Source organism: Kribbella sp. NPDC020701 (assembly GCF_055562215.1).
On sequence record NZ_JBVHFT010000001.1, the window covers coordinates 708,552 to 720,423 of the forward strand.

8 protein-coding genes are annotated in these 11,872 nt (G+C 70.3%); 5 read left to right on the forward strand and 3 right to left on the reverse strand.

The genetic code is table 11. From position 1 onward, the window contains the following. The first annotated feature begins 6 nt into the window (after positions 1 to 6). The 5 genes from sufC to ACZ3HV_RS03325 are packed head-to-tail and all read left to right on the forward strand — an operon-like array spanning position 7 to position 3,477. On the forward strand, positions 7 to 768 hold the full coding sequence (sufC, locus tag ACZ3HV_RS03305) for a Fe-S cluster assembly ATPase SufC (protein WP_465680403.1): 762 nt from the start codon (positions 7 to 9) through the stop codon (positions 766 to 768). Next, the gene (locus ACZ3HV_RS03310; protein WP_465680405.1) at positions 765 to 2,021 is read left to right on the forward strand and encodes a cysteine desulfurase; all 1,257 of its coding nucleotides are present in this window, start codon (positions 765 to 767) and stop codon (positions 2,019 to 2,021) included. Before sufC ends, ACZ3HV_RS03310 begins: the two co-directional genes overlap by 4 nt. Position 2,022: 1 nt before the next feature. After that, on the forward strand, positions 2,023 to 2,481 hold the full coding sequence (gene sufU / locus ACZ3HV_RS03315; RefSeq protein ID WP_465680407.1) for a Fe-S cluster assembly sulfur transfer protein SufU: 459 nt from the start codon (positions 2,023 to 2,025) through the stop codon (positions 2,479 to 2,481). Beyond that, a complete protein-coding gene (locus ACZ3HV_RS03320; protein ID WP_360372035.1) occupies positions 2,474 to 2,857 on the forward strand; it encodes a metal-sulfur cluster assembly factor in 384 nt (127 codons plus the stop codon). The genes sufU and ACZ3HV_RS03320 overlap by 8 nt, the downstream gene beginning before the upstream one ends. Then, positions 2,854 to 3,477, forward strand: a complete 624-nt coding sequence (locus tag ACZ3HV_RS03325) for an acVLRF1 family peptidyl-tRNA hydrolase (protein ID WP_465680408.1) — start codon at positions 2,854 to 2,856, stop codon at positions 3,475 to 3,477. The genes ACZ3HV_RS03320 and ACZ3HV_RS03325 overlap by 4 nt, the downstream gene beginning before the upstream one ends. On the opposite strand, the gene ACZ3HV_RS03330 is transcribed toward ACZ3HV_RS03325, so the two are convergent. From ACZ3HV_RS03330 to ACZ3HV_RS03340, 3 genes are read right to left on the reverse strand one after another with little or no spacing between them, the layout of a single operon-like run. Beyond that, a complete protein-coding gene (locus ACZ3HV_RS03330) occupies positions 3,459 to 4,019 on the reverse strand; it encodes a hypothetical protein (protein WP_465680409.1) in 561 nt (186 codons plus the stop codon). The genes ACZ3HV_RS03325 and ACZ3HV_RS03330 overlap by 19 nt on opposite strands. 3 nt (positions 4,020 to 4,022) lie before the next feature. Further along, on the reverse strand, positions 4,023 to 4,553 hold the full coding sequence (locus ACZ3HV_RS03335) for a hypothetical protein (RefSeq protein ID WP_465680411.1): 531 nt from the start codon (positions 4,551 to 4,553) through the stop codon (positions 4,023 to 4,025). Positions 4,554 to 4,579: 26 nt separating this feature from the next. Beyond that, positions 4,580 to 11,662 carry a hypothetical protein gene (locus tag ACZ3HV_RS03340; protein ID WP_465680413.1) on the reverse strand — a complete coding sequence of 2,361 codons (7,083 nt, stop codon included), beginning with the start codon at positions 11,660 to 11,662 and terminating at the stop codon, positions 4,580 to 4,582. Between the last annotated feature and the right edge of the window lie 210 nt (positions 11,663 to 11,872).

Sequence of the window (11,872 nt, forward strand, 5' to 3'; positions counted from 1 at the left end):
AACCTCATGGCGACACTCGAGATCCGCGACCTGCACGTGTCGGTCGACACCGAGAGCGGCCCGAAGCAGATCCTGCGCGGCGTCAACCTGACCATCAGCGGTGGCCAGACGCACGCGATCATGGGCCCGAACGGTTCCGGCAAGTCCACCCTGGCGTACTCGATCGCCGGCCACCCGAAGTACAACATCACCTCCGGCACGGTGACGCTGGACGGCGAGGACGTGCTCGACATGAAGGTCGACGAGCGCGCCCGGGCCGGCCTGTTCCTGGCCATGCAGTACCCGGTCGAGGTGCCCGGCGTGTCGGTGGCGAACTTCCTGCGGACCGCGAAGACCGCGATCGACGGCGAGGCGCCGAAGCTGCGCACCTGGGTCAAGGACGTCAACAAGGCGCTCGGTGACCTCGAGATGGACCCGGACTTCGGCACCCGCAACGTGAACGAGGGCTTCTCCGGCGGTGAGAAGAAGCGTCACGAGATCGTCCAGCTGGAGCTACTGAACCCGAAGATCGCGATCCTCGACGAGACCGACTCCGGCCTCGACATCGACGCGCTGAAGGTCGTCTCCACCGGCGTGAACCGGTTCGCCGAGCAGGGTGACAAGGGCGTCCTGCTGATCACCCACTACACGCGGATCCTGCGCTATATCAAGCCGGACTTCGTGCACGTGTTCGTCGACGGCCGGGTGGCCGAAGAGGGCGGCCCGGAGCTGGCCGAAGAGCTCGAGGCCAACGGCTACGAGCGGTTCCTGAAGGCAGGCGCGAAGTGACCACCGCCCGGACGTTCAGCAGTCCCCTGGACCTGCAGTCGGTCCGGGCGGACTTCCCGATCCTGTCCCGCGAGCTCGCGGGCGGGTTCCCGCTGGTCTACCTGGACTCGGCGAACTCCTCGCAGAAGCCGCGCCAGGTGGTCCAGGCGATCGAGGACCACTACCTCAAGCACAACGCGAACGTCGCCCGGGCCATGCACCAGCTCGGTGCCGAGGCGACCGCGGCGTACGAGGGCGGCCGGGACAAGGTCGCGGCCTTCATCGGTGCGAAGAACCGGGACGAGATCGTCTTCACCAAGAACGCCTCCGAGGCGCTCAACCTGGCCGCGTACACGCTCGGCGCCTCGCTGAAGCCGGGCGATGTCGTGGTGATCTCCGAGATGGAGCACCACAGCAACATCGTCCCGTGGCAGCTCGCGTGCGAGCGGACCGGCGCGACCCTGAAGTGGTTCGGCGTGACCGAGGACGGCCGGCTCGACCTCAGCACCATCGACGAGCTGCTCACCGAGAACACCAAGGTCGTCGCGCTGACCTGGGTGTCGAACGCACTCGGCACGATCAACCCGATCAGCGACATCGCCGCCAAGGCGCACGCGGTCGGCGCGACTGTGGTCGTCGACGCCTCGCAGGCAGTGCCGCAGTTCCCGGTCGACGTGTCGACGCTGGGGGTGGACCTGCTGGCCTTCACCGGACACAAGGTGGTCGGCCCGACCGGCATCGGTGTGCTCTGGGGACGGTACGACCTGCTTGCTTCACTGCCGCCGTTCCTCGGTGGTGGCGAGATGATCGAGGTCGTGCGGATGACGGGCTCGACGTACGCCCCGCCGCCCGCCCGGTTCGAGGCCGGTACGCCGCCGATCGCACAGGCCGTCGGCCTCGGTGCGGCCGTCGACTATCTGTCCGGGATCGGGATGGACAAGATCGCGGCCCACGAGCACGCGATCGTGGAGTACGCGCTCGAGGGGCTGAAGACCGTGCCTGGTCTGAGCATCCTCGGCCCGACCGATGCGAAGGACCACGGTGGTGCGATCAGCTTCGCGCTGGACGGCGTCCACCCGCACGACGTCTCGACCGTGCTGGACACCCGCGGGATCGCGGTCCGGGCCGGGCACCACTGTGCGCGGCCGGTGCACGAGCGGTTCGGAATGCAATCGTCGACCAGAGCGTCTTTCTACCTGTACACGACGCCCGAGGAGATCGACGCACTCGTCGACGGCCTCGGCTTCGTCCGTTCGTTCTTCAAGGTGGACTGATATGCAGCTGGACTCCCTGTACCAGGAGATCATCCTGGACCACTACCGCAGCCCGCACCACGCGGGTCTCGCGGACCCGTACGACGTGGAGGTGCACCACGTGAACCCGTCCTGCGGGGACGAGGTCACGCTCCGGGTCGAGCTCGACGGCGACACCGTGAAGGGGGTGACGCACGAGAGCGTCGGCTGTTCGATCAGCCAGGCCGCCACCTCGGTGATGTCGGACCTGGTCATCGGCAAGCCGGTCGCCGAGGGCATGGCGGCGTACGAGAAGTTCCTCGAGCTGATGCAGAGCCGGGGGACCGTGGAACCGGATGAAGAAGTTCTCGAAGACGGCGTCGCGTTCGCCGGGGTCGCGCAGTTCCCGGCCCGGGTGAAGTGTGCGCTGCTGGGCTGGTCGGCCTGGCGGGACGCCACCGCCCAAGCGCTGGCCGCGAAAGAAGGAGTGAGCAATGCCTGACCAGACCGACGAGAAGATCGAGCTGCCCGAGGTCGACCTGGAAGCGGCGGCTCAGCCCGGCACCGAACCGGCCAAGGTCGAGGACGTGAACGAGGCCCTCAAGGATGTCGTCGACCCCGAGCTCGGCATCAACGTGGTCGACCTGGGCCTGATCTACGGCATCACCGTCGACGACACCAGTACGGCGATCATCGACATGACGCTGACGTCGGCGGCCTGCCCGCTGACCGACGTGATCGAGGACCAGACCCGGATGGCGCTCGACGGCCTGGTCAACGACTTCCGGATCAACTGGGTCTGGATGCCGCCGTGGGGCCCGGAGAAGATCACCGACGACGGCCGCGACCAGCTGCGGGCGCTCGGCTTCAACGTGTGAGCCGAGTCGTCTCCGTCGCCCCCGAGCGACTGGACAAGTGGCTGACCGGCTTCGGCGAACGCCACGGTGCCGTCGAGTACGACGTGACGCCGGCGAGCGTCACGGTGTCCGCCGAGGACGGTTCGTCGGCTGTCGTCACGGTGCCCTTCGAGCCCCTCGCGGTGTTGTCCCGCGAGGGGCTCGTCGCGCACGTGCTGACCGAGCGGCGGCTCGGCGTCCTGCTCGTCCGGCGCGGCGGCTACGGCGCCGGAGTGTTTGCCGGAGGCAAGCTTCTCGACTCCAAGGTCGGCTCCCGTCATGTGCAGGGCACGACCAAGGCCGGCGGCTGGTCACAGCAGCGGTACGCGCGCCGCCGTGACAACCAGGCCCGGGAAGCCTTCGCGGCCGCGACCGAGGTCGCCGTACGGATCCTGGCCCCGGCGAGGCTCGAGGTGCTCGTCTGCGGGGGAGACCGGCGGGCCGTCGACACCGTGCTCGAGGACCCGCGGTTGAAGGACCTGACCGGACTCGTGCGGCCGCCGTTCCTCGGCGTACCGGATCCGAAGCAGAAGGTCCTCGAGCAGGCCGGCGTGGACGCCCGGGCGATCCGGATCGAGGTGACTCAGGAAGACCCGTCGTAGAGCGCGCGGAAGTCCTCGAGCGTTCCGCGGTAGTACTCCAGGTCGTCTTCCAGCTTGGCCCGCGTCACCAGGTGCCCGTTCTCCGCCCGGGCCTGCCGGCCGAACTCCGACCACACCGCCGCGTCCGGCGCCTCGTTGGCTCCGGCCGGCACGAACTTGAGGGCCTCACGGACCGCGTCGGCCGCAAACTCCCAGTTAAGCTCGACGACGGTGCGATCCTGGCCGGGCGCACCGGTGTAGGCCATGTCGGCTTCCAGCGCCCGTCGGGCGAAGGTCGCGGCCACCACGGCCCACTGCGCCGCGTCGACCAGCTGGGAGACGCCGAGGCCGAACCGGGCGCCGACCGTCCGGGACGCGTTCTCGGAGTCGAACGGGATGAGCAGTTCACCGGCCGTCGACCGGAGCGTCCAGCCGTCGGGTCCTTCGAGCAGGTTCTCCCCGGGCTGCAGCGGGGCGGGCTCGCTCGCCGGCACCTCGAGATCCGCCGCCGTCGTCAGGCTCACGTAGATCTGCGCCTCGGCCAGGGTCCTTGCGGTCAGCATCGGTTATCTCGCTCCTGTCTCTCGGACCAGATCGCGGTACGTGTCGCGCACCACCAGCAGCCGGTCCAGCCGGAACCGCCCCGGCTCCGCGTCCCGGACCGCCCGGCCCGCAGCCGTCCAGAACTCGTCCTCCGGTACGGCGTCCTGCCCGGCCGGCACGAACTTGATCACCTCGTCCACGGCCGCCTGCGCGACGGCCAGCACCCTACCCGCCTCGACCGGCTTCGTGGGGACCGCCGTCGCCGCACGATCGGCGACCTCCATCCACTGACCCGCATCCAGCAGCTCGGACGGCTCCGGCCCGCCGAACGTCGGCCACCCGGCGGCGCCGGTCTCCCGGGCCGGGAGACCGAACAGGTACTCGCGTTCGGCGTCGCAGCCGGGGCAGATCCCCGCGTAGCTGGTCACGAGCTCGCCGTCCACCTCGGCCAGCCCGTGCTCCCAGGGTGTTTCGGTCGAACCGCAGTCGGGGCAGGGGTGCAACTCGAGGTAGAGCTGCGCCTCGTCCCTGGTGCGCGCCACGGCGAACGCCATACCCTGCGTCTCCTCGTCTGGACCGGTCACGGTCCGGCCAGAATCGGGCCGCCGCCCGCGGTCTGTGTCATGGCCCGGCCGGCCGCCGCGCCGTCAGTCGTCGGCCTCGTGCCGTGGACCGCCGTCGGTGGGTTCTCGCGCTTGGCCGAGGAGTAGGTGAGTCCCTTCAGCATGGCTTTCGGCACACCGTGCTCCTCGAGAGCGGCCGCGACCTCGGTGCTGAAGTTGCTCCCCGGCTCCGAAGTGTTGAACAGCTCCCGCAGGTCGACGCGATCCTCGGCCATCATCACCAGGTTCCGGTCGAGGGTGGCGAAGGCGGTGGCGAATCCGCCGTCGCTGCCGCCGTCCATCGTCCCGTCCTCGAAGGCCTGGTAGAGCCGCTCGTTGCCGTCGGCATCCGTGACCGAGAGCACCACCGTGGTCTCCTCGGCGATCGCCTTCTCGATCGCTGCCCGCAGCGGCCGGTACGGCTGGTGCACAGGCTTGCCCGAGGCGTCCTTGACCCACTCCGAAGCGCGCAGGTCCGGCTTGCCGAGCTTTTCCGGCACGGCCCGCAGCCGGGATCCTCCCAGCGAGACCTCTCCGCCGGACTCCAGCTGCCGCAGTCCCTCGAGGTACTCGTGGTACTGCATCCGCACGTAGAACTCGGCCCGGCCGGCGTCCTTCAGCTGCGTGGTCCGCTTGGCCGCCGGCGTGCCGCGGCCCTTGTCGGTCAACCGGTCGATGGTGGCCCTGTACTCGACCGGCACGCGGACCGTGACGATGTCTCCGTTCCGGAAGGCGGTCGTCTCACGCCGGGTGCCCCAGGAGTTCGAGGACTGCTGCTTGACCTGGTCGCCGACCGACCCGCTGACCGAGACGATGCCGCCGCCGGCGCCACCGGTCGCGGTGAGCGGCAGCGCGTTGGTCCCGGTGGTCGAGGACGTGCTCTGGTCCTGTCCGCGCCGGACCGTGCCGCTCTGACCGGGCGCCGGTCCGGTGACGAGCTGCCAGCCGACCGGCTTGGCGTGGATGCGAACGCCGACCGTGGTCCGGCCGTTGCCACCGGTCGCCATCGGCTCCAGCCGGAGACCGCCCGGGCTGGTCAGCTCCTCGAGGTTGGCCTGCATGGCGGTGGGCTGCAGCTGAATCCCGATCGACGGCTCGTACTGCGCCAAGCCGCCAGGCCCGAGAAGATCGCGCCGGCCAAGGCGACCGGTGAGCCGGTCGTACAGCTCATCGGTCACGGCCTCGCCTTTGCGGAACGGCCGCATCGCCTCGGCCGCGGCACCCTCGGGCATTTCGACGGAGCGATGCTCGGGCTGGAACTCTTCGGCACTGGGTTGGGCGACGGCCGCCGGCGGATCGCCGACGACGCCGGTCGGCACGAGAGCCGTCAGCTCCGCACGCAACTGGCGGGGGCGCGCGGTCAGGGTCTGCGCCGCCGGAGCCGTGCGGTTGAGCCGCCACCGCACGCTCGCCAGCGCGGCCGCGCCGGCGTTCTGGATGCGCCGGACCTCAGTGGTGAAGACCATCGTGCGGTAGAGCGGTGTCTGCTCGAAGTCCCCGGTCCGGGCGAGTGTGGTGTTCTGCTCGGAACTGCCGGCGGTGACCTGCCGGACCCGGTCGGTGCTGACACCCCCGGACAGAGAGCCGTCCCCGCCGTCCTCGCCCTTGAGCCCCACACTGCCTGAGTACGTCGTGGTATGGCTGATCGACCGGGTCTTCCCGAGGTACTTGTACTTCTGGATGAAGCCCAGCGCCGCGGCCTTGGCCAGCTCGGGGGTGCCGTCGACGGTCGGTTCGCCCACGAACTCGGCCTCGACCGTGATGAGCAGGAGGTCGGGCCGGTCCTGGCCCTCGACCGGAACCTCGATCGGGGTGGTGTACCCGCGGGGGCCGAGCATGTTCTCCAGCTGGCCCTGGTAGCTGTCCTTGGCCAGGTCGACGTCCAGTATCGGTGCGAGCAGCTCGTCGGACGCGAGCAGCCCCGGCGCGACCTCCTCGAGCTGCTCTTTGATCTGCGGGAGCAGATCGACGTCCTGGTCGGCGTCTCCGTCCACCTTGATCATGTACAGCTGGCTCGACGCCAGGCTGGCCTCGTACTGCTCCGAGACACCGACGACGCGCCGGCTCTCGGCCAGCGCGTGGACCTTGACCAGCGACTCCTTGAGGCGTTCTTCAGCAGTCGGGGCGGTGGACTCCGCGACACCGGTCCGGTCCAGGATCTTCGCGTTCAGGCGTTCTGCTGTGTGCCCGGCGGCCAGGCCGGTCGTCGCGCCCGCGGCCTGCTCCTGCTTGTAGCGGCGGACGAAGCCGGTCGCGACCCGCTTCGGGATCTCGACCTTCCCGGTGAGGTACCGCTCGGCCACGTCGGCGGCGATCGCCGGCGGCAGATCGAACTTGTCACCGGCGTAGAGCTCGAGCGCCGCGTACTCGGGAATCGTCTTCTGCAGCAGCGCGTCCTGCAGCGGCACCGTCTGGACGACCTTGCCGTCGTGCACGATCTCGGCCACCATCCGGTGCCGCTCGATCAGCTCGTAGTGGACGCCGTTGTTGACCCGCAGCCGCTCGTCGCCGGTGGTCTGGCTGGTCCCGGTCGACTGCGACGTACCGCCGACCCGGCCGGCGCCCAGCGTGCCGCTGACCGAGGGTTCGCCGGAAGTGACCGCCCCGCCGCTGCCGTCGACCGACACCCCACCCGATGTCGAGGTGCCGGAGGTGTGGCCCACGTCGTTCATCGTGAAGTTGATGTTCGCGGTGTTCTGGTCGTTCAGCGCAGCGAACGTCTGGCTGACCGGCGTGCTGCGGATCACCACCTTGTACTCCCGCGGGAGTAGCGTCCGGTCGGCCAAGGCCTGCGCCGGATTCGCCGGCGGCGGCGTGATGACCAGCGGCAGCTCGTACCTGCCGTTGGTGATCCACTCCGTGTTGGAGACCAGGCTCTCCGAGGACAGGGCGGCGTGCAGCTGCAGATACCCGGTGGTGTCCGCGCGGATGGCATCCACCTCCGCGAACAGCCGATCGGCCGGTTCGCCCGCGTCGACCGCCACCGGGATCGACCGGCTGACGGCTTCGGCGTGCGGCGCCTTCGGGTCCGTGGCGAACACCGGCGCCTCGGCCCTGGCCAGCGAGCTGTCGTACGGCAGCACCATGCTGCCCTGGACATCTGCCAGCGGTTCGGAGTCGCCGTGGTCGGTCATCTCGGTGACGGTGATCCGGATGCCCTGACGGACCAGGTCCACCTCGGCCGTGCTCTCGTTCAGCGTGACCCGGTTCACCCGGCGGCCGAGGGTCCAGCTGAAGCTCCGTCCGATCGCGCTCCGGCTCAGCTTCAGGCCCAACCGCCCGGCCAGGCCCGACTGTCCTTCGGCCGGTCCGTTGCTCACGCCGGCACCGGCGGAGAGCGGCACCGACTTCGATCGGCCGGAGGTCTGCTGGCTGGCGCGGGAGCTGATGCCGAGCCGGGCGATGAACCTGGACGCGGTGGTGCCGACCGGGGTGATGTCGTCGAAGTCCTGCGTGACGGACAGCCGGAACAGGCGGGTCCGCGGTGCGTGGCCGGTGCGGTGCTCGACCAGCGGGATCACCAGTCCGGACTGGCAGGCCGTGTTCATGCCCGCCACGAGCCGGTAGTCGGTGATGTCCTGGATGACGCGGTCGCGGTTCGCCACCTGGGCGGCCGTCGGCTTGCCGTGCAGCGGCGGCACCAGGCCCATCTCGCGGAACCTGGCGAGAGCTTGGTCCCGCGCCTCGTCGGCGCCCTTGACCTCGTCGGGCAGGGACTTGCCGGTACCGCGCAGCTGATTCGCACCGCGTCCGTGCCAGGGTGGCATGGTCAGCCGTCCGGACGGCGGTTCGGGATCGCCGGCCAGCAATGCGCGGCCGTCCGGGCCCGTCCGGATGGTGCCGTCGTCCTCGCGCAGTACGGCGTCCTTGCCGGCCGGAGCGCCCGCCCGCAGCAACCGGTTGGGCGTGAGCCGCACCTTCGCCTCACAGGTCGCCGTGACGACGACGGGCTTGGCCCGGGGATCGCGGAGCTTGCGCAGCGTCGCCGTCACCTCGACGTCGACGAGGGCACCCTGGGTCGCGGCCATGTCGCGATCGACCACCGGCGTGATCGCCGTCGTACTCACGCTCTGCCCGCCCTGCCGCGAGACGTTCCGCCCGACCGACACGCTGGGCGAGAGGTCCGCGGTCGAGGACCCCAGGTCGCTCAGGGCCGTCGGGCTCGGTAGGTAGCCGGGCACCGGCTGCGCGGGGTCGAGCGGCTTGCCCGGGTAGGCCAGGCTGGCCGAGCCGGTCAGCGAGGCGCTGGAGATCCGGCCGGCGTTGACGCCGGCGAAGTCGACCTGGACCTTCTCCTGGCCCATCTCCGCACTGCTCTCACCGACGAGCCTGGCCGTGCGCCAGATCGGCTTGGCCTCGAGGGTGAGCTCGTACTCCGATCCGCCGCCGACCGGGATCGTCCGGCTGAGACCGCCCTCGGTGCCCTGCTCGGCCAGCAGGCGCAGCGGGTCCTTGGTGACGAACTGGCTGATCTGGTCGTGCCCGACCCGATCGATCGGCCCGAGCTGCTCGCGGGCCTCGGCGACGAGGCGGGAGTTGAGGTCGCCCAGGCCGCTGATCCGGTTGACGGTGAGCCGGGGGGTCTCCTCCGTGCACTGGTCGCCCAGGCCGAGCTGCTCCAGGGTGACGGTCTCGGTCGGCGCCGGCACCGTGTACGGGCTGGGCACCCAGGTCAGCTGCTCACCGGCGTCGACGGTCTCGACCGGCGACCACGGCTCGGTGGCCGAGCCGCGGATCTCGATCTCGTACTCGCCGAGCCACCGGTACGGGATCGACTCGCCCTTGAAGACGTCGACCCAGCCGAGCTGGGCGTGCGCGCTCGCGCCGGCGGTCACGGCCTCGGTCGTGCCGGTGGTCGCCTCGACCTTGGGGGCGATCACCTGCGACATCGCGCTCACCACACCGCCGTCCGGAGCCAGCGCCAGGAACGGCTGCAGGTTGACGCCGTAGGTGACGCTCGAGGAGTGGGTGGCGGTGATGGCGTTGCTCTGGCCGCCTTCGCCGAGGGTGCCGGACATCTGCTCTGCGAGGGTGTAGTCGAGACCCGTCACCTCGCTCAGATCACGGGCCTTCATCCGGACGCGGACCTGGGCGATCTTGGTGACGTCGTCGTCAGGGTCGCCGTCGACCGTGAAGACCATGCCTTCGGAGAACAGCAGCCGGTAGTCGGCCATCGGTGCTGGAATCGGGCCGTGGTCGGCGATCCGACGGCTGCTGCCGCTCCGGGACAGCATCTCGTTGATCTTGCCGACCGGCAGGCGCAACCGTTCGTCGGTCGGCACACCTGTCTCCAGGTGGTCGACCGGCAACGCCTGGCGCAGACTCGCCTCGTAGGCGTCGCTCCTCCCGGCCGCCTCCCTGGCCAGCTCGGCCCTCCGTCCCGGCTGCTGGTCCGGGTTGTCGAGCTCATCTAGCAGGGTCTGGTATCCGGCCAGGGCCCGGCCGGCGTCGGTGGCCGCCTGCTGGTAGGCATGCGCCATCGTCACGTGGCGCCGCCCCTTGCCGAAGGCGTTCTCCGCGTCAACCCGCAGGCGGCGGGCCCGCTCGGGTGCGCCGATGTCCTGCAACAGGTCCTCGGCGACGGCCTGGTCCAGCTTCGAGGTCGCCTCGTCGACCGCGTCCGCGGCGCTTGCCGTCTTGCCCTCGGCTTTGGTCTCGAGGTCCGCAACGGCTGCTTCCAGCGCCGCGATCTGTTCAGTGACCTGCTGGCGAAGATGTGCCGCGGTGTTCGGCTCCGGGATGGCCGCGGCGGCGGCGCGCTCGGCGGCGAGGCCGTCGGCAGCCGCAGCGGGGGAGTAGGTCGAGTCGTTGGCCCAGGGTCGCTGGGGCCGCGCACCGCTCCGGCGCTCGATGGCCGTGGCCAGGACCTCGAGATCGCGCTCGAGGTCCTGGACGCTCAGTGGCCCGTTGGGACGGCCTTCGCGGGCGGACTGCCAGTCCCTGGACAGCTTCCGGTAGACCGCCAGGTCGGCGTTGATCCGGTGGTCGCGCCGTTCGTGCCTGAAGGCCGCACGCAGTCTGCCGAGGACGCCGGACGGTCGGTCGGCCCGCGTCGCCTCTTGTTGCTGGGTCATCTGGCTAAGTTGGTGGACCCAGACATCGCCGTACTGCTCTGGGGACAGCCCGGGGTCGATCCGCAGGACGTGCGGGTCGGTCGCCGTCCCCGAGCGGATCCGGCCCTGGGCGACCAGACCACGGACAGCCGTCCGGATCTCGACCCGGAAGTGCTGCGGTTCGTCGCTCGTGGTCGTCGTGACGACCGCCATCCGGGACTGGGCATCGGCGGTTGGCGGGCCGGTGACGGACGACCCGAGGTCGGCCGCACCGAGTCGCGTCAGCGCCGCCAGCGCGGCCGATTCGCGCTCATGCGGGTCTGCCGCCGGGCCGTCGGCGGCGAGACCGGTGCCGGGGATCTCCCGGGTCAGCGTCTGACGCAATGGCGGGCGGCGATGCTTCACGCCGACCGGCGCGCCGCGGCGCCTGCCACGCGGGGCCGTCGAGGTGCGGCGACCCGTCGCGGCGAGCGCTGCGGCGTCGTGGCTGATCCGCCGGGAGGCCGCGACGATCTCAGTGGCCACCGGCACCTTCGCCGCACCCGGCAGGGCAGCGAGACGCGCAGCGGCTCTGACGGAGTCTCTGGCCGCCAGCCGCAGCGCGAGGCGGAGCATCGCCTCGCCTTCGGTACGGCGTGATTGGTCCAGTCCGGGAACCCGCAGCAGTCGGTCGAGGGCATCCGCGGCACCGGTCTCGGGCGACTCGCCCCGGACCCGGGCGACCTCCGCGCCAAGGACGCCGACTGCCTCGGCGAGCATCCGGTCGTCACTGGCCCGGTCGGCCGCTCGGCGGCTGAGCTGCGCTTCCAGTCCGCGGACGATGGAGGCCGGCAGTACGTCGCGCCGACTGGTCAACCAGACCCGGCCGTCCCGCAATGGCACTGCCTTCGGCCAGACGTAACCCAGGGCGGTCCCGATCGCTGTTCGCGCGCGGGTGACCGACTCAGGGGCGGCTGTCGTGGGTGTCGTCAGCCGAATCACCCCCTTGCTTCGTGCCTCGGTGCTCACCAGTTGTCACCAAGACCTTGGTTCCGGAATTTAGCAAACTTTCGGTTACTCGCCAGCTACTCAGAACACCCGAACTGTTAACAATTAACGCCCGTCGGCCACCTAGGATTCGGCGCATGTTGCGTTCTGGAAGCTGGGCCAGGCCGGCGGGTGTGAGTCCCGTCCCGGTAGGTACCGGAGCGCCGGGTAGCAGGCCCCGGTTCATTGGAG

Coding starts and splice junctions, on each gene's coding strand:
- sufC (WP_465680403.1), top strand. CDS start 7: ATGGCGACACTCGAGATCCGCGACCTGCACGTGTCGGTCGACACCGAG.
- sufU (WP_465680407.1), top strand. CDS start 2,023: ATGCAGCTGGACTCCCTGTACCAGGAGATCATCCTGGACCACTACCGC.
- ACZ3HV_RS03320 (WP_360372035.1), top strand. CDS start 2,474: ATGCCTGACCAGACCGACGAGAAGATCGAGCTGCCCGAGGTCGACCTG.
- ACZ3HV_RS03330 (WP_465680409.1), bottom strand. CDS start 4,019: ATGCTGACCGCAAGGACCCTGGCCGAGGCGCAGATCTACGTGAGCCTG.
- ACZ3HV_RS03335 (WP_465680411.1), bottom strand. CDS start 4,553: ATGGCGTTCGCCGTGGCGCGCACCAGGGACGAGGCGCAGCTCTACCTC.